The organism is Vibrio sp. YT-17 (assembly GCF_033337375.1).
Taxonomy (GTDB): Bacteria; Pseudomonadota; Gammaproteobacteria; order Enterobacterales; family Vibrionaceae; genus Vibrio; species Vibrio alginolyticus.
In genome coordinates, this window is sequence record NZ_JAWOQP010000018.1 from 21074 (window position 1) to 42380 (window position 21307).

Here is a 21307-nt window from a genome sequence, read left to right on the forward strand (position 1 = left end):
ATAAACTAGCTAAGAATACTTTTTTCAATTTCCAAGTTTTTTTCTAGAGCTCATAGAAAGAAGCCCAACAAAAAAGCCATGCAAAGTAGGCTCTGCATGGCTTTGGTTTGGGCAGCAATGACACTGCCCTCGTCTAGGACTGGTTACATTGAGCTTTGATCGAAATCGTTGCCTTGGTCAGTACCCGTTTGAGTATCCGAGTCGAAGCTGCCAGAGTCATCCGTGAAGTCAACACCTTGATCTTGACCTCCTGCACTTGTCCAGTCGCTGCCGCCAGATTCCATACCCGCCATATCTGGTTGCTGATCTTGAGCAGAACCTTGCATGGTGTATTGATCATCGACTTCAACTTCAACTGTGCCACTCGCACCTTCTACTGCGCTGCCCAATTCGTCGTAACCTTGGAATTGGATTTCGCTCGTACCTTCGTAACCTTCTGGTAGGTCAACTGATACTGGTTGGTTGAGGTTGCCACTTAATGTGAAGCTACCATCGCCATTATCCAGTGCGTTGCTTACCGATGCACCATCAGGTAGACCGGACATTTCTGCATAATCCACCGATTCGTTACCACTGACCTCATCTGGAACCGAGATAGAAATAGTATCGCCTGGTGCTGCAGTCACATCAGCTGCGCTCTCCTCTTCACTGTCTGCACCGTTTGCTGCTTGCTCTTCAGGCTGTTGCGCTTCGCCAACTTGCTGCTCTGCTGATGCTTGAGCAGTTTGGATTTGTGGCTCGTCGCTTTGCGCTGAATCGTCCGCAACTTGGATGCTCAGATTCTGAGTCAATACTTCACCATTGTCGTTGACCTGAACATCCATAGCCAAATTGCCATCGAAGTCATCGTTCGGCCAGTATGTCCACTCTTCATCACCTGATTTCGCAAAGAAACCAGCATCGTTTGCATCGGCTACATCCAACACTTCTGCTGAAGGGCTAATGCCAAGTTCATCAATCAACTGTGCTTCCGTTAGTGTTAGTGAACCATCATCAGCCAGTGCGTAGCCTTCGCTGGTTGTGGTTTCACCTTCACCTTGGATGTCGACATTAAAGAAGCTCTCAATGCGGTTTTCACCGTCAGTTGCAATGAAGCCAACTTGAACATCTCCGGTGTAGCCTTCTGCTGGTGTGAATTGGTAGTTACCTTGGTTATCGGTCTCTATCACACCTTGACCTTCCATTAGGCTCACTGACTCAATGCTCAAGCTGTCGCCTTCTGCATCGCTCAAGGTCGATAGCATGTCATCATTGGTGAACGACAAGGTGCCATCCGCTGCCATTTCTGTGGTAGAAATACTGTCGATCTCTGGAGAAGCATTCTCTTGTGGTGCGTCTTCTTTCACGACCACACCTGTTTGCTCATCATGAAGCACACCGTCTTTATCAATCACGTAAGCGATATCCGCTTCACCAGTAAAGCCTGGTGCTGGATTGAATGTCCATGTGCCATCACCGTTATCGACAATCTCACCTTGGCTGCGATCAGCTAGGTGAACGAATTTCACTTCATCACCCGCGTCAGCGTCCACATTCTCTGCCAATCCGATTAGGTCATCTGCGGTTAGGATAACTGGCTCACCCGCTAGGGTTTCGAAGTCACCTGAATCGATGCCATCTTCGAACTCTTCTGGCTCGTCACCGTAATCCACCGTGGTTGCGGTCACGGTTACGAAGAACTCGCCATTAAAGTCAGCCGGAGGCGTCATTTGCAGGTCTGAAATATCCCACTCGTTCAAGTCGATGTATTGACCCGGCTCCGTAATGGTAATGGTGTTCACACCATCCGTAACTTCGAAGCCAACAGGGAAACCAGTCATCACTAGGTTACTTAGCGTTTCTGAATCGTCGATTAGACCGACATTCAAGCCTAGGTGACCCGTTTCGTCCTCACCGAACACTAACGGACCATCATGGTCGGTTGTGATGACTGCGCCATCGGCAACAGGGCGAACAAACACTGGTACATCAAGTACCGTCTCAAACTCACCGTCACTTACCACAACTTGCAAGTCAGAAACCCCTGCAAAATCGCCAGTCGGTGTGAATGTCCAAGTACCGTCACCGTTGTCTGTTACCTCACCACCATCTTCACCTTCTGCGGTGATAATGCGTGATACGACTAGGTTTTCAGTGTCGATATCGCCGAACAAGTTCATCAGGTCGCCCGCGTCGAAGGTGAATGCGCCATCCTCGTCGGTTGCCATAAAGGCATTACCCACATTGAATGGAGCATCGTTGACTGGAATAACATCCACATTCAACGAGCCTTCAACCACTTCTTCACCATCCGTCGCGGTGTAGCCCAGTTCCACCAAACCATTGAAGTCTTGAGTGGTCACCAAGTGGTACATACCATCTGGTTGCTGGGTTAATGTCGCGTTTGCAGGAGCACGAATCGTGATGCTTTCTACGCTGATTTCGTCACCATCAAGATCCGTAACTTGATTAGCAATGTAAGCTGGGTCAATCACCATGACCACATCTTCTTCGCCTTGCATCTGGATGGTTGGCGCTTCTGGTGCATCGTTAACCGCTTCGACGTTTAGATTGCCTTCAACCGGCGTCACTAAATCACCATCGCTGACGCCGAACGACATTGGCACATCACCATTGAAGTTCTCAGCCGGAGTGAATGACCAAGTACCATCACCGTTGTCTAGCAAGTCACCGTATTGCTCATCAATCACTAGGTCGACAGCAGACAATTCGTCGTAGGTGTTGTCGATGTCTGTCGCGTTAGCAAGCAACATGTCCTGCGTGATAAGAATGGTGGTATCTTCGGTGCCAGCAATATTCACTGGCGTTGATTGCGGCGCATCGTTAATTGGGTTCACCGTTAGGTCAACGCCCACTTCCACGCTCGCACCATCGTTATCAATCAAGTCGAAACTTAGGTCGATATCGCCATTGAAGTTCGCATCAGGCGTAATCGTAAAGCTACCATCTTGGTTCTCAACAACGGTTGCATTGGCTACCGCGGTTAAGTTCACTGCTTCTAGATTATCGCTGTCGACGTCACCCGCTTGAGCCAGTAACTGCTCTTGACTCAATGTGATTGAACCGTCTTCATCGACGCTGTAAGCCAAGTCTCCAGATACCGGAGCATCGTTGACTGGCAATACATCAATGTTCGCGTTGGTTGTCGCAGTTGCACCGTCTTCATCAGCGACGACTACATCGAGACTTACGCCACCGTTGAAGTTTTCATTTGGCGCGAAGCTGTAAGTGCCATCGTCATTCGCCGTTAGAATGCCGTCGCTACCACTGTAAGAGACGCTTTCTAGGCTTACGCCACCTTCCACATCGCTTGATTGCGCTAGCAGTTGCTCTTCCGTGAAGATAATAACTTCGTCTTCATTGACAGAGTAACTTGTCGCACCTGCGATTGGTGGATCGTTCACCTCAAGTACCGTAATACCCGCGGTGGTTGAATCCGTCGCACCGTCTTCATCTACCACAACAACATCTAGGCTCACTTCACCATTGAAGTTCTCGTTTGGCGAGAAGGTGTAAGTACCGTCACCGTTGTCTTGGAACACGCCATCTACGCCGCTGTAGCTGACGCTGTCGATTGCTACTTCGCCTTCGACGTCAGATGAGTTAGCCAATAGTTGTTCGTTACTGATGGTGATCGAATTATCTTCATGCACCGTGTAAGACGTGCTGCCTGCTACTGGTGGATCGTTCTCTGGCGTCACGCTTACGTCAATATTTGCGGTCACGGTATCCGTGCCATCAGAAACATCGAAGGTAAAGTTCACGTCGCCATTGAAGTTTTCGTTTGGCGCGAAGCTGTATGTGCCATCACCATTGTCAGTTAGGACACCGTCAGCACCTGTGTAAGTCACGCCTTCAACAGTTAGGTTGTCACCTTCTACATCCGTCGCGCCTGTTAACAAGTCTGCGTCTGTGAAGGTAAGAAGACCGTCCTCACCCACTGTGAACGCTTGATCTTCCGGCTGCGGCAAGTCATTGACTGGGTTAACCGTTAGGTCAGCCGTTGCAACGATAGTATCGCTGCCATCATTGATATCGAACGTGATATCAATGTCGCCATTGAAGTTCGCGTCAGGCGTGATAGTAAAGCTACCATCGTCATTAGCCGTAACCGTCGCATCACCGTCAACCACTAGGTTAGATGCAGTTAGTGCATCACCTTCTACATCCGTTGCTTGTACCAACAATTGTTCTTGGCTTAGCGTGATTGAGTTGTCTTCATCGACGCTGTAAGCCAAGCCACCCGATACTGGAGCATCATTGATTGGCAGAACATCAATGTTTGCCGTCGTCGATGCGGTCGCACCATCTTCGTCCACGACTACAACATCAAGATTCACTTCACCATTGAAGTTTTGGTTTGGTGCAAAGCTAAACGTACCATCACCATTGTCGGTAAAGATACCTTCGCTGCCACTGTAGCTCACGCTATCTAGTGCTACCTCACCTTCAATATCGGAAGCATTCGCCAATAGCTGCTCAGAGCTAATGGTGATAACTTCGTCTTCATTAACTGAGTAGCTGGTCGCGCCTGCGATTGGTGGATCGTTCACCTCAAGTACCGTAATACCCGCTGTTGTTGTATCAACCGCGCCGTCCTCGTCAACCACGACAACATCTAGGCTAACATCGCCTGTAAAGTTTTCGTTTGGTGAGAAGGTGTAAGTACCATCGCCATTAATTTCTAGCACACCGTCGTTACCGCTGTAACTCACGCTACTGATCGCAACATCACCCTCGATATCAGACGAATTAGCCAGTAGTTGCTCATCACTGATGGTGATCGAGTTGTCTTCATGCACAGTGTAAGACGTGCTGCCTGCCACCGGTGGATCGTTCTCTGGCGTCACGCTTACATCGATATTTGCGGTCACGGTATCCGTGCCATCAGAAACATCAAAGGTGAAGTTCACGTCGCCATTGAAGTTTTCGTTTGGTGCGAAGCTGTACGTGCCATCACCATTGTCGGTTAGGACACCGTCCGCGCCAGTGTAAGTCACGCCTTCAACTGTTAGGTTGTCACCTTCTACATCCGTTGCGCCTGTTAACAGGTCTGCATCTGTAAAGGTAAGAAGACCGTCCTCACCCACGGTGAACGCTTGATCTTGTGGCTCTGGCGCGTCATTGACTGGCGTTACCGTTAGGTCGAGACCAGCAGCAACCACCTCTTCGCCATCTGTGACATCGTAACTAAACTCAATGTCACCGTAGAAGTTCTCGCTCAGAGTAATGGTGAAGCTACCATCCTCGTTCATTTCAACCGTTGCATTTTCATCATTGGTGCTCAGGTTGATTGCACTTAAGTCATCGCCATCGATATCAACAGCGTGCTCCAGTAACTGCTCTTGAGTCAGCGTGATGCTGTTGTCTTCGGCAGTGACTGCGCTGATATCACCCGTCACTTCTGGTGCATCATTGGTTGGCGAGATATGAATCGTCACATCTTGCGTCGCTGTCGCCGTTGTACCTGTATCCACATCCGTAGAGGTTGCATTCACGGTTAGCGTCACATCGCCATTGAAGTCTGCAGAAGGAATAAACTCTAGCCCTTCTAGCTCGCCTGGTTGTAGTGACCAAGTACCATCACCATTATCAACACCCGCTGATAGCGAGCTGCCTTCTGGCACATCTTCAATCAAGATAGCGAGGTTTTCTGAACCATCGGTATCGGTCAATGCTGCATCGATATCAAGCGGCACTGGTGTATCTTCGGTACCAATGATTTGGTAATCCGCGTCCGCTACCGTGATTTCGATATTGTCGATACCAAACGATTCATCCCAAACGTCTTGATTCAAGGTTGAACCGAAGCCGAGTTGAAGTTCACCATCCTCGACAGGAACCGTCAGATTGATTTGGTGAGCTTGGTCGTTCCAACCACTGAAGCCTTCACGTTGAGAGGCTCCGTGGATCACTTCACCCACTTCATTACCATCTGAGTCGTAAAGCGTTGTCGTACCATCTTGAGTACGGAACGCGGAGTTTTCCAAGGTGGTTAGTTGTTCGCCGCCGACAAAGATTTGGAACGACTCGCCATCCCAAGAATCGATTTCGTAGAAGCTAAATGAGATATTCACTTCATTGACATCGCTTGGGATCTCGTAGGTTTTGCTGACCGCTTCATCACCGCCAGTGCCACCAATACGACCCAGCATATCGCCCGTTTCGAAGCCTTGAGAGCTTTCAGTGTTCGCGTTCCAACCGTTCGAGCCAGACTCGAAGTTATCAGACGCAATCACCAAGTCCGAAGCAATCGAAAGCTCTGGCATATCAACCACAGATTGAACATCAATGTTCGCTTCAGCAGGAACCGTTGCAGTGCCATCGTTGACGTCAAACGTCACGTTCACGTTGCCATCGAAGTTTTCGTTTGGCGCGAAGGTGTACGTGCCGTCACCGTTATCGACTAACGTACCACTGTCAGAAGCAACGTTTTCTACGGTTAGGTTATCACCATCGATATCACCTGCATTTTGCAGCAATTGCTCTTCGGTGAAGGTGAAGCTGGTGTCTTCTTGCGTAACAAACTGTGGCTGACCAACCGTTGGTAGGTCGTTCACTGGGTTCACAGTCAGATCGGCAGTCGCTTGAATGGTCGCATCGCCGTCCGTAATGTCGAAGCTCAGATCAATGTCGCCATTGAAGTCTGCATCCGGTGTGATTGTGAAGCTGCCGTCATCGTTTGCAACAACGGTCGCATTGCCGTCAACAGTCAGGTTGGATGCAGTTAGGTCATCACCATCCACGTCGCCTGCTTGTGCAAGAAGTTGCTCTTGGCTGAGAGTGATAGAACCATCTTCATCCACGCTGTAAGCCAAATCACCTGATACCGGAGCATCATTGACTGGCAATACATCAATGTTCGCGTTGGTTGTCGCAGTTGCGCCATCTTCATCGGTCACGACAACATCTAGGCTGACATCACCGTTGAAGTTTTCGTTTGGTGCGAAGCTGAATGTGCCATCGCCGTTGTCAGTAAAGATACCGTCGGAGCCGCTGTAGCTGACGCTATCAATCGCCACCTCACCTTCAACATCAGAAGCATTCGCCAATAGCTGCTCAGAGCTAATGGTGATGACTTCATCTTCGTTAACGGAGTAGCTGGTCGCGCCTGCGATTGGTGGGTCGTTCACCTCAAGTACCGTAATACCTGCGGTGGTTGAATCCGTCGCACCGTCTTCATCGACAACCACAACGTCAAGGCTCACTTCACCATTGAAGTTCTCGTTTGGCGAGAAGGTGTAAGTACCATCACCATTGTCTTGGAACACGCCATCTGCGCCACTGTAGCTCACGCTGTCGATTGCTACTTCGCCTTCTACGTCAGATGAGTTAGCCAATAGTTGTTCGTTACTGATGGTGATCGAATTATCTTCATGCACCGTGTAAGACGTGCTGCCCGCAACCGGTGGATCGTTCTCTGGCGTCACGCTTACGTCGATATTTGCGGTCACGGTATCCGTACCGTCAGAAACATCGAAGGTAAAGTTTACGTCGCCATTGAAGTTCTCGTTTGGCGCGAAGCTGTAAGTGCCATCACCATTGTCGGTTAGAACACCATCAGCGCCTGTGTAGCTCACGCCTTCAACCGATAGGTCATCGCCATCGATATCTGTTGCGCCATCAAGCAGATCTTCATCAGTGAACAACAAGACGCCATCTTCACCAATGGTGAACGCTTGATCTTCTGGCTGTGGTAGGTCGTTAACTGGATTAACCGTCAGGTCAGCTGTTGCAACAATAGCGTCGGTGCCGTCGTTGATGTCGAACGTGATATCAATGTCGCCATTGAAATTCGCATCTGGCGTGATAGTGAAGCTACCATCGTCGTTTGCCGTGACCGTTGCATCACCGTCAACCACTAGGTTAGTCGCGGTTAGCGCGTCGCCTTCTACATCCGATGCTTGAGCAAGAAGCTGCTCTTGGCTAAGCGTAATTGAATTGTCTTCATCGACACTGTAAGCCAAGTTGCCCGATACTGGCGCATCGTTGATTGGCAATACATCGATGTTTGCGTTAGTTGCCGCAGTTGCACCGTCTTCATCAACAACCACAACATCTAGGCTCACATCGCCATCAAAGTTGGCGTTTGGTGCGAAGCTGAATGTGCCGTCACCGTTGTCAGTAAAGATACCGTCGGAACCGCTGTAGCTGACGCTATCAATCGCAACTTCACCTTCAACGTCAGAAGCGTTCACCAATAACTGCTCAGAGCTAATAATGATGACTTCGTCTTCGTTCACTGAGTAGCTGGTCGCGCCTGCGATTGGTGGATCGTTCACCTCAAGTACCGTGATACCTGCGGTGGTTGAATCCGTCGCACCGTCTTCATCGACCACGACAACATCTAGACTCACTTCACCATTGAAGTTCTCGTTTGGCGAGAAGGTGTACGTACCGTCACCATTGTCTTGGAACACACCATCTGTGCCGCTGTAGCTCACGCTATCAATCGCCACTTCGCCTTCTATATCAGACGAGTTAGCCAACAGCTGTTCGTTACTAATGGTAATCGAATTGTCTTCATGAACGGTGTAAGCCGTGCTGCCCGCAACCGGTGGATCGTTCTCTGGCGTCACACTCACATCGATATTCGCGGTCACGGTGTCCGTGCCATCGGAAACATCGAAGGTAAAGTTCACGTCGCCATTGAAGTTCTCATTCGGTGCGAAGCTATAGGTACCATCTCCATTGTCAGTTAGGACACCATCTGCGCCTGTGTAAGTGACACCTTCTACCGATAGGTCATCGCCATCGATGTCCGTTGCACCATCCAACAGGTCTTGATCAGTGAAGGTCAACACACCATCTTCACCAATGGTGAACGCTTGATCTTGTGGCTGCGGCAAATCATTAACTGGGTTAACGGTTAGGTCCGCCGTTGCAACAATAGTGTCGCTGCCGTCGTTGATATCGAACGTGATATCAATGTCGCCATTAAAGTTCGCATCTGGCGTGATAGTGAAGCTACCATCGTCGTTTGCCGTAACCGTTGCATCACCGTCAACCACTAGGTTAGACGCAGTCAGCGCATCACCTTCTACATCCGATGCTTGAGCAAGTAGCTGCTCTTGGCTCAGTGTGATTGAGTTGTCTTCGTCGACGCTGTACGCCAAGTTACCCGAAATTGGTGCATCATTGATTGGTAAAACATCGACTGTGATGTAAGTATCGACCTCTGCGCCGTCTTCATCACGAATGGTCACATCCAACTGCACTTGACCATTGAAGTTTTGATTCGGTGCAAAGCTACAAGTACCATCGCCGTTTACTGAGAAGATGCCATCTGGACCGTCGTAGCTGATGCCAACTAGCTCAACATCCCCTTCAACATCCGAAGCATTCAGTAGCACTTGCGATTCACTAAACGTTAGGACTTGGTCTTCATCGATAGTGTATGCGGTAGGACCTGCGATTGGTGGGTCATTTACCTCAATCACAGTAATGCCAGCAGTGGTAGAGTCCGTTGCACCATCTTCATCGACAACGACAACATCTAGGCTCACCTCGCCGCTGAAGTTCTCGTTTGGTGAGAAGGTGTAAGTACCATCACCGTTGATTTCTAACACACCATCGTTACCGCTGTAGCTCACGCTATCAATCGCCACTTCGCCTTCTATATCAGACGAGTTAGCCAACAGCTGTTCGTTACTAATGGTAATCGAATTGTCTTCATGAACGGTGTAAGCCGTGCTGCCTGCAACCGGTGGATCGTTCTCCGGCGTCACGCTTACGTCGATATTCGCCGTCACGGTATCCGTGCCATCGGAAACATCGAAAGTGAAGTTCACGTCGCCATTAAAGTTCTCGTTTGGTGCGAAGCTATATGTGCCATCACCATTGTCAGTAAGAACACCGTCCGCGCCTGTGTAAGTGACGCCCTCAACAGATAAGTCATCCCCTTCAATATCGGTAGCGCCTGTTAGGAGATCCGCATCAGTAAAGGTCAGCACACCATCTTCACCAATGGTGAACGCTTGATCTTGTGGTTCAGGCGCATCGTTAACTGGTGACACCAATAACTCAAGGTTGGTTGAGACAACATCATCGCCGTCAGACACATCGAACGTAAAGGTGATGTCACCATTAAAGTCCGCATCTGGCGTTAAGGTGTAAGTACCGTCACCATTGTCTGTGATGGTGATGTTTTCATCATCCGTTGCCAAGTTCAGTGCTGTCAGTTGGTCTCCATCCAAGTCACGCGCATTAGCGAGCAAATCTTCTTGCGTGATTAGGATTGAACCATCTTCTTCAACCACAGCAGAAACAGGCAATGCTTCAGGCGTATGTTCAATGTGAGCACCCGTTGCATTGACGTAGATGGTTTGAGAAACGGTTTCAGAATCATTATTTGATAGCTCTGTCGCCGTTGCCGTTACATTGATTTCTAGCTGTTGGTTAAAGTCTTCTGGCAATTGAATCTGTAGCTCTTGTTCAATTGCTGTGGTTGGAAGCGTTACAGAACCATCTGGACCGACTGTTACTTCACCGCTGTAGATCTGGCTGTTCACTTCACCTACATCAATGGTGAAGTTGAAGTCACTATAATCGGCATCGCCGCCACCGTAGAGATCTTCAAAGCCGTAAACCAGTTCACCGTCTTCGTTCACAGTAGTTCGAGTATGTTCAATGCCATCTTGGTTGAGCTCTGAGCTTGTGCCGCCATGGAAGACTGCATCACCAAATTGGCTTTGAATCACGGTTTCAGAACCATCAGCACCCACAAACACGAGTTGTGGGTCGACCGTATCCATGTTCGCAGGAGAGCCATCTGCCGCACGGAACTCATACTGACCATCTTGCATGGACGCAAAGTCATTGAAGTTATGACCGTTAGGAATCAAGAATAGGTTGAAGCTTTCCCCTTCCGAGATTTGGAAGCTGAACTGATCTTGTCCCGGAATGAGGTCACCGCCTCCGCCAACTTGAGAGGCGTTTTCGTACACCACTTCAACGCCCGTGATATTGCCGTCTTCATCAACTTTGTAATAGCCAGCTGCGTTTTGGTAACCCGCGGTTTCACCTTCAAAGGTAACCGTGATTTCAGTATCGTTAAAACTGGTGATACCGTTGTCTTGATCGTTAAGTACCCCTTCGTTGTCGTAGCTGATCACCGAACCTTCTGGAACGCCATCAACGGTCACAGTCAGCGTTTCTGACAAGTCTTGGTCAACCAATGCTGCGGCGATGTTCACTTCAACAATACCGCCTGGCTCAACCAAGATTGCTTGATCATCCACATTTCGACCATCGCCATCAGTGATGACTAGGTCTGGCGCATCTGCCACGGCTTCGATATGGACATTAATGTCTTGCTCAACTTCATCCGTACCGTCAGAAACCGTAAAGCTGAACTGTAAGTCACCACTGAAGTGCTCTTCTGGTACGAAGCTAAATGTACCGTCACCGTTGTCCGTTACAGTACCTTCATCACCCGAGTAGTTAATGCTCGTAACAGTGAGGTCATCACCATCAATATCAATCGCGCCACTTAGCAGATCTTCTTGCGTGAACAGGATGCTGCCATCCTCTTCAATGTGGTACATGCCAGGCGCAACAATTGGAATGTCATTGACTGGGTTCACCGTCAATGTCATTTCATTGGCAACACTCAATTCACCGTCGCTCACTTCATAAGTAAACTCGATGTCTCCGTTGAAGTTCTGTGAAGGCGTAACGGTAAAGGTGCCGTCGCCGTTATCCACGATAGAGGCATTAGGATCATTGGTTTCTAGTGCCGTTGCGTATAGGTCATCACCATCTTGATCGCTGGCATTTTCAAGCAGCATTTCTTGTGTCACGAGAATAGAGCCATCCTCGTCCACGTCTGCCACGATTGGCGCTGCTTCTGGTGCGTCGTTGACGAACTCAACTTTCAAGTCGATGTTTGCCGCCACCACATCGGTGCCATCACTCACATCAAACGTGAGGTCAACATTACCAAAGAAGCCCTGCTCTGGCGTTAACGTGTAGGTGCCATCGCCATTGTCTGTCACTTGAACCGTATCGCTTAAGCTCGTCACGTTCACAACAGATAAGTCATCGCCTTCGATGTCCGTCGCTTGAGCCAGCAGCTCTGCTTCAGTAATCGTGATGGCTTCGCCGTCTTCTGTGGTGAAGGACAAATCAGGTACATCTGGCAGGTCGTTCACTGGGTTAACGGTGAGGTTTAGATCCGCAGCGACGGTTTCAATCGCGTCAGTTACGTCATAAGTAAATTCGATTTCACCAAAGAAGTTTTCGCTCGGTGTAATCGTGAAGCTACCATCAGCGTTCTCAACGATGGTTGCATTAGGATCGTTGGTCGACAGGTTCACCGCTTCAAGGTTGTCACCATCCACGTCCGTCGCGTTCGCTAACAAGTCTTCTTGAGTGATGGTAATTGAGCCATCTTCATCAACGACCGCATCAACTGGACCGCTGACCTCTGGACCTTCGTTGACGATCTCAACATCGATCTTCGCAGTGCTTGGTGCACTTGCTTGACCATCGCTGATGTCGAAGGTCAAGTTCACTTCACCGTAGAAGTTCGAAGTTGGCTCGAAGGTAAAGGTGTTGTCGCCGTTGTCTGTCAACGTACCTTGTGACTGGTCAACAAGCAGTAGATTCTCGATATGCAGAATGTCGCCATCCACATCGGTCGCACCTGATAGTAGGTCTTTTGCTTCGATGATGATCGTGCCGTTTTCTAGCATTTGAGTATGCAGCGGCGCACCAGGAACTGGCACATCGTTGACTGGAATAACGGTCAGATCTAGATGGGTATCGACTTCATCGGTGCCATCGAAGACTTTGTAATCGATGTCGACTTCACCATTGAAGTTTTCATTCGGCATAAAGGTGTAAGTGCCGTCGCCATTGTCGACAAGCTCACCGTTGTCACCGCTGTAAGAGATATCAGAGATAGACAGCGCATCGCCTTCCACGTCACTTGCATTGGCAAGCAAATCATCCGCGCTAAACGTAATGCCTACATCCTCATCAGTCGACAACACAATCGGACCAGAAACGATTGGCGCATCGTTTACTGCTTCGAAGTTGATGTTGATGATGTTGTCGTCGGTGAGTTCACCATCCGTAACTTGGTAACCAAGCTCAATCTCACCATAGAAGTTCTCATCCGGTGTGACTGTCCATGTGCCATCGCCGTTGTCGGTTAACGTAGCGTGCTCCGCGTTATCCCCCACCAGCTCTAGGTTTTGAATATCAAGAACGTCACTATCGATATCACTCGCTTGTGCGAGAAGCTGCTCTTCAGTGATAACCACAGAGGCAAACTGCGTAGAACCTTCGGTATCGATGGTCACATTTGGCAGATCAGCCGTCAGTTCGATTTCACTGTCACCTTCACGGATATTCAGTTCTACCGTTTCCGTGATTTCCGTGCCGTCCACGCCAATAGATGTGAACACCGCTTCATCATGACAAGTTTGCGAAACCGTCATGTTTTGAACCACGTAAGTACCGTTACCTTGAATCGTACCTAGCTCAAAGTAAGATACCGGTTCGTTCACCGTTAGGGTGTAATCCGTCTCATAGCTACCACGATCTTCTTTGTGGTAAGTCATCGAGTCGATCAAGTCACCATCAGAGTTAAAGGCGCGAATTTCGACTTCCGTAAAGTGGCGAGACTCTTCCATAAACCAGCCGCCTAGACCATCTAGGTGGAAGCTGATTTCGTTGATGTCTTGGCCTTCAACGGTCACAGTCAGTTTTTCATCACCGCTCAAGCCTTGGCGGTCAATATCGCCAATACCGTGACCGATGTGTGTTTTACCATTCCACGCACCGAGTGGGTCATCATTACTTTGAACGGTAACTTTCAAATCACCATCAACAAACTCACGTGTGTAAGGGTCAACAGCTGTACCCCAATCATCGAGGCTAGCGTTGTCATCAAAGGTACCAATTTGACTCGTATGCGTACCGTTTGCCAATGCATCATCGTTTGGAATGAAGCGCACTTCCGTGTCTGCAGGCACCTCCTGCCCGACTTCTAGCTGTACCCATTCGTCATTTAGATTTGCTTCAATGATGCCGTTTTCAGGGGCTTGGTCGAGACGTAACGCAGGCTCTTCACGTAGAGAAACACCCACTGTTTGGTCTTCTTCTGCTTGAATAAAGATCTCGTCGCCCGCTTCTGGCGCATCGTTGACAGGATTAACGGTCAGATCCAACGTGGTCAGAACATCATTTTCGCCATCGCTTATGTTGTAAGTGAAGTCCAACTCACCATTGAAGTTTTCCGTATGCGTAATCGTGAATGAACCATCATCGTTGGCTACGATCGTCGCATCCGGGTCATTGGTTTGTAGATTGCTGGCAACAAGGTCATCACCTTCAATGTCTGTCGCATTCGCAAGCAACTGTTCTTGTGTAATGGTGATGGCGCTATCTTCATCCACCTCAGCTTGAATGCCTGACGTTTCTGGTGCGTCGTTCACCGCGATAACATCGATGCCTGCGGTTGTTGTATCCGTTGCACCATCTTGGTCGATAACTGTAACGTCGAGCGAAATGTTACCGTCAAAGTTCTCATTTGGCGTGAAGGTATATGTGCCGTCGCCATTGTCCACGAAGCTACCGTCGTTACCAGAGTAGCTAACATTCGCCAAGGCTACATCGCCTTCCACATCAGAAGAGTTAGCTAACAATTGCTCGTCACTAATGGTGATTTGACCGTCTTCTTGAACCGTGTAAGACGTAGAACCTGCCACAGGTGGATCGTTCACTGGTGTCACGCTGACATTAATAAATGCAGGTGTTGAACCTGTGCCGTCAGACACATCGAATGTGAACTGAACATCACCGTTGAAGTTCTCATTCGGCGCGAAGCTGTAAGTGCCATCACCATTATCGGTAAGCACGCCGTCCGCACCTGTGTAGAGAACATTTTCGATAGACAGATCATCGCCGTCAATATCCGATGCGCCTTCCAATAGGTCTGCATCCGTGAACAGCAAGGTGCCGTCTTCTTCTACCGTGAACTGTTGATCTTGCGCTTGTGGCAAGTCATTCACAGGATTAACCGTAATATCCAGACCAACTTGTACCGAGCCGCCATCGTTATCAATGATATCGAAGGTCAGATCTAGGTCGCCATCGTAGTTTTCATCCGGAGTGATGGTGTAGCTGCCATCATCGTTGTATTGAATCGTCGCGTTGTCATCTGTCGATAGATTGATAGCTTCAAGGTTCTCGCTATCAATATCGCCCGCTTTGGCAAGCAACTGCTCTTGGCTTAACGTGATTGAGCTGTCTTCGTTGATAGTGTAAGCCAAATCACCCGATACTGGTGGATCGTTGATTGGTAAGACATCGACATTGATGTGCGTATCAACGGTTGCCCCATTCTCATCTTGAATGGTCACATCCAACTGAACTTGACCATTGAAGTTCTCGTTTGGCGCAAAGCTACAAGTACCATCGCCATTGACGGTAAAGATACCATCCGAGCCTTCATAGCTGATACCAACAAGCTCTACATCGCCCTCGATATCAGATGCGTTGGCAAGAATTTGTGACTCACTGAATGTCAGTACTGAATCTTCATCAATCGAGTAAGACGTTGGACCGGCAACTGGAGGGTCATTCACTTCAATGACCGTAATGCCTGCGGTCGTTTCGTCAATCGCACCTTGCTCATCCGCCACAATCACATCAAGGCTGATATCACCGCTGAAGTTCTCATTCGGCATGAAGGTGTAAGTGCCGTCACCGTTGTCTTGGAATACGCCATCGGTGCCTGAATAGGTCACGCTATCGATGGACACTGCGCCTTCCACATCCGAAGAGTTAGCCAGAAGCTGCTCGTCAGAAATGGTAATCGCGTTGTCTTCATCAACCATGTAAGACGTTGCACCCGCAACCGGAGGATCATTGACTGGAGTGACGCTCACGTCCACATTTGCTGGTACGGTCTCAGTGCCGTCAGAAACACCAAAGCTAAAGCTGACATCACCGTTGAAGTTTTCGTTTGGTGCAAAGGTGTAAGTACCATCACCGTGGTCAGTCAGCACACCATCGCTGCCTGTGTAGCTAATGCCATCAACCGTTAAGTTATCGCCATCGATGTCGGTCGCGCCAGCAAGCAAGTCTGCGTCAGTAAACTGAAGCGTGCCGTCTTCTTCAACACTAAACTGCTGGTCTTGAGGAACAGGAAGATCGTTAACCGGATTAACCGTTAGATCCGCCGTTGCTTGGATAGTGTCTGTGCCGTCCGTAATGTTGAATTGGATATCAATGTCACCATTAAAGTCCGCATCTGGCGTAATCGTGAAGCTGCCATCATCGTTCGCTGTAACGGTTGCGTTTCCATCGACAGTCAAATCGCTAGCAGTCAGGTCATCGCCCTCAATATCAGACGCTTGAGAAAGAAGCTGCTCTTGGCTGAGTGTAATCGCACCGTCTTCATCAACGCTGTAAGCCAAATCACCCGATACTGGCGCATCATTGATTGGCAATACATTCACATTGATGACGGTATCAACTTCTGCCCCATCCTCATCTCGAATGGTCACATCAAGTTGAACTTGTCCGTTAAAGTTCTCGTTTGGCGCGAAGCTGCACGTACCATCATCGTTAACGGTGAAAATGCCATCCGGACCATCGTATCTAATACCAACAAGCTCTACGTCGCCTTCCACATCAGAGGCATTCAGCAGCACTTGCGACTCACTAAAGGTCAGAACAGAATCTTCATCAATGGTGTAAGAAGTTGGTCCTGCGACTGGTGGATCATTCACTTCCAGCACCGTAATGCCAGCAGTGGTGACATCCGTTGAGCCTTCTTCATCAGCGACGACAACATCAAGCGTCACTTCACCATTAAAGTTTTCATTTGGAGAGAAGGTGTACGTACCGTCTCCATTGATTTGCAACACACCATCGCTGCCAAAGTAGCTCAAGCTATCAATCGAGACATCCCCTTCTAAATCCGAAGAGTTTGCCAACAGTTGCGCGTCAGAAATGGTAATAGAGTTATCTTCGTGAACCGTGTAAGACGTTGAACCAGCCACCGGAGGATCATTCACCGGCGTAACGCTCACATCTACATTCGCTGAAACTGTATCTGTGCCATCAGACACGTCGAAGCTGAAGTTTAAATCACCGTTGAAGTTCTCATTTGGCGCAAAGCTATACGTGCCATCGCCATTGTCAGTTAGAACGCCGTCGGTGCCTTCATAGCTGATTCCCGTTACAGAAAGGTCATCGCCTTCAATGTCGGTAGCACCTGCAAGCAGATCCGCATCAGTAAATTGCAGTGTGCCGTCCTCTTCCACACTGAATTGTTGATCTTGAGGAACAGGCAGATCGTTGATTGGATTAACGGTTAGGTCAGCGGTTGCTTGAACGGTATTCGTGCCATCTGAGATATCAAAGCTAATGTCGATATCACCGTTGAAATCTGCGTCCGGCGTGATGGTGAAGCTACCATCGTCATTTTGAGTCACCGTCGCGTTGCCATCTACCGAAAGGTTAGAAGCCGTCAGTGCATCGCCTTCCACATCGGAAGCTTGCGACAACAACTGCTCTTGGCTCAAACGAATCGAGCCATCTTCGTCCACCGAGTAAGCAAGATTGCCAGACACTGGCGCATCATCGACTGGTGTGACGCTTACATCAATGTTGGCAGAAACCGTATCTGTGCCATCGGATACATCAAAGCTGAAGTTCACATCACCATTGAAATTTTCATTTGGCGCAAAAGTGTAAGTCCCATTGCCGTTGTCGGTCAGGATGCCATCGCTACCGTCGTAGCTCACACCTTCAACTGTTAGGTTATCGCCTTCAATATCCGTTGCGCCAGTAAGCAGGTCTGCGTCCGTAAAGATCAGCGTGCCATCTTCTTCCACGCTGAACTGCTGGTCTTGAGGAACCGGCAAATCGTTGATTGGGTTAACGGTTAGATCAGCGGTTGCTTGAACGGTGTTCGTGCCATCGGAAATATCGAAGCTGATGTCGATATCACCGTTGAAATCTGCGTCCGGCGTGATGGTGAAGCTACCATCGTCATTTTGAGTCACCGTCGCATTGCCATCTACCGAAAGGTTAGAAGCCGTCAGTGCATCGCCTTCCACATCGGAAGCTTGCGACAACAACTGCTCTTGGCTCAAACGAATCGAGCCATCTTCGTCCACCGAGTAAGCAAGATTGCCAGACACTGGCGCATCATCGACTGGTGTGACGCTTACATCAATGTTGGCAGAAACCGTATCTGTACCGTCGGACACATCAAAGCTGAAGTTCACATCGCCATTGAAGTTTTCATTTGGCGCGAAAGTGTAAGTCCCATTACCGTTATCGGTCAGGATGCCGTCGCCACCATCGTAACTTACACCTTCAACTGTGAGGTTATCGCCTTCAATATCCGTTGCGCCAGCAAGCAGGTCAGCATCGGTGAAGATCAGAGTGCCATCCTCTTCAATCTCAAAGGTTTTATCTTCAGGCACTGGTGCGTCATTGATTGGACGAACAGTTAAATCAATCGAACTAGAAATGGTTTCTTGACCATCACTGATATCAAACGTTAAGTCGAGTTCACCATTAAAATCAGCTTCAGGTGTGACGGTATAAGTGCCATCACCATTATCCACAACGGATGCATTAGCACCCACTTGCACGTTAAATGCGGCAAGATCATCGCCATCAACATCACTCGCGTACCCGAGAAGTTGTTCTTGAGTGAAGGTAATAGTGCCATCTTCATCCATGATGTATGCCAGATCTTGCCCTACTTCTGGCGCGTCATTTTCACCTTCGACTTTAATTTGGAACGTCTCGCTCGTAGTTTCGGAGTCGAAATCGTCTTCTACTTGCGTCGTGGTTTCTTCGCTGGTGTCTTGTACATCCACCGCGAAGCTCTCTTCAGTGGTTTCTGAATCTAGCTCGTCACCACCTTGAGAACCTTCAGAGTCTGAAGAAGCACTTGGCGCAGATGAAGTTTGTACCGCTTGTCCTTGCGCTTCATTGCCTTCTGCGTCCGAACCACCTTCAGAGCCAGAGGCATCACCACCACCGACCGCTTGGGCACCCGCCCCAGAATCCGAACCACCGCTGCCCAGAGCCTCGTCACCTGATTCTCCGCTAGAAGCTACACTATCAACAACATTGGATTGTGCAGCGTCAGAGTCGCTGCTACTTTCAGTATCCTCTTCTTGAACTGCGCCACCCGAGCTCACTGCTTCTTCTTCCGTACCCGCGCCACTAGGATTTTCTTCCATCGCACGATTGGCTTCATCAACAGCATCTGCACTTTCAGCACCGGTCGCTACAGTCGAAGAGACGGTCGACTGCTGTTTTTCTTCCTTTGTCCCCGTATCCTTCGTTTCTGTTTGCTCTACCGCATCGTTAAGCTTTTCATTGTCTTTTTCTTGATTAGTGTCGCCTGCCATTACAGCCTCCGTTGCTTTTAGCTAACTGATCGTATTTAGAGGCAGTAAAGGACACCATTTTTAGAAACCAACTTTTTTATACAACTTTTTTCATACCTTTCGAGTTCCATAAAAACAAAAAAATTTGAAAACCCAGTATAAAGATCCTTACTTGTTGTCATTAAAGCAATTAGTGCGGTGGGATAATGATAAATATGACAAATCTGTTGCGCTCAGTCGACAATAGCCATAAAGGGCTGCAATTGCTATTAGGCGATTTTTACCAAGATTTCATTGACGCAGGGATTGATATTGAGATGCTGCATAAACAAAACCGTTTTGAAGCACTCAGATGTTATTCAAAAAGACTAAAGACCATTCTCGTCTTGTTATGTGATGACGACTTACCACCAAAATTGGCAAAGCTTGAACACTTAAACAAACACCATTTCCCTGCTCCTAATGAATTGATTGAGGACGTTAAAACCGAGCTTAACAACGTAAACAAACAAATTAGCCAGCTGTTAAAAATCGAAAATTCAATCGATAGCCGCACAGGTAGTGAATCGTAGGGGTGGCTCATGAGTAATAAGCAAATAGAACATCACCTCAAAAAGGCGCTCGTTTCGAACAACGAAGCTTCGAAGGTAACAACAGACGATACAATCGTGCTAGCCAGTGCAATGACCAGCGTACACAAAACCTTGCTGGTTATCTTTTTGCTTTCCATGGTGGCTATCGCCGTGGCATCTCAGGCTCGTATCGACATTGTGGTGTCGGTGCGCGGTGAGCTATTGCTCGAATCTGACATCGAAAAAGTGCAACACCTTGAAGGCGGTATTCTAGAAGAAATGCTAGTGCGCAAAGGCGAAGTGGTTTATGAAGGTCAACCTATTGCACGCCTTCGCTCTCTGGATAGAAACACTCAACTTGATACGGTAAACACAGAGATCATTCAGCTTGAGCTAGACAAGATTCGTTACGAAAGCCTGCGCGATATGGTGGAACCCGATTTTTCTGCCTACATCGAAAAGTACCCAGAATTAGTGCAAGTCAACATGAATACCTGGCAGCAAGAATTTTCTAAAAACCGTTCCAATGAAGAGTTGATCACTCACGATATCCAACATAAGAATTCGCTTATTGATTCAATGCTCAAGCGCCGTAAAAGCTCCGAGAACCAGCTCTCCTTAATACGCAAGCAGCTCAATATTAAGAACACCTTGTACAAAGAGGAAATGGCGTCTTACGTCGATGTTCTGAATATGCAGGTTCAAGAGTCAAACATGGTGCGTGAGATTGAAAACCTTGATGAGTCGGTCATGAATGAGCGCTTCCAACTCGACAAACTAGAGAAGCAGTACCGAGACTTGGTGGAGAATCGTAATGCCGAGTATCAAGCACAAATCATTCAAGCAAACAAGGACTTAAAGTTGAAACGTATATTACGTCCTCAACACTCAGATAAAGTGGATCGCCTCGTGGTTTACGCTCCTATTGACGGTGTAGTAGATAAAGTGCACTTCAATTTCCGCTCCGCTGTGATACCGCCAGGTGAAAGCATCGCGGACATTGCACCGATCAATAACGCCCTTCACGGAGAGGCGAAGATCCCGCGTAAAGACATGGGTTTTGTAGAAATCGGACAAGCGGTCAAAGTGAAGATGGATACCTACAACTTTGCCAAATACGGATTTTTGGAAGGTCGAATTGCATCGATCAGCCGTTCTTCTTATGAAGAAGAAGACGCTGAATTCTATCTCGCGGAAATCCAAATCAGTCAAAACTATCTAGAGCGCGGAGGCACACAATACAAGCTGTCCCCTTATATGGAGTTTACCGCAGACGTGAAAACAGGTTCACGCCGGGTGATCGAATACGCAGCGAAGCCGGTTATGTCGGCTATCGAAGACGCATTCGATGAGAGGTGATGG

The 21307-nt window shown here is 48.6% G+C and carries 3 protein-coding genes; 2 read left to right on the forward strand and 1 reads right to left on the reverse strand.

Annotated elements, in window-relative coordinates; genetic code table 11:
- Positions 1-143: 143 nt before the first annotated feature.
- On the reverse strand, positions 144-19394 hold the full coding sequence (locus R7F67_RS16890; protein ID WP_318057281.1) for a tandem-95 repeat protein: 19251 nt from the start codon (positions 19392-19394) through the stop codon (positions 144-146).
- Positions 19395-19576: 182 nt separating this feature from the next.
- Here R7F67_RS16890 and R7F67_RS16895 point away from each other — a divergent pair, with 182 nt between their 5' ends.
- Positions 19577-19945 carry a hypothetical protein gene (locus tag R7F67_RS16895; protein ID WP_373921097.1) on the forward strand — a complete coding sequence of 123 codons (369 nt, stop codon included), beginning with the start codon at positions 19577-19579 and terminating at the stop codon, positions 19943-19945.
- A 9-nt stretch (positions 19946-19954) separates the two neighbouring features.
- Positions 19955-21304 (forward strand): HlyD family type I secretion periplasmic adaptor subunit, encoded by a 1350-nt coding sequence (locus R7F67_RS16900; RefSeq protein WP_005375593.1) that lies wholly within the window; start codon positions 19955-19957, stop codon positions 21302-21304.
- The last annotated feature ends 3 nt before the right edge of the window (positions 21305-21307 follow it).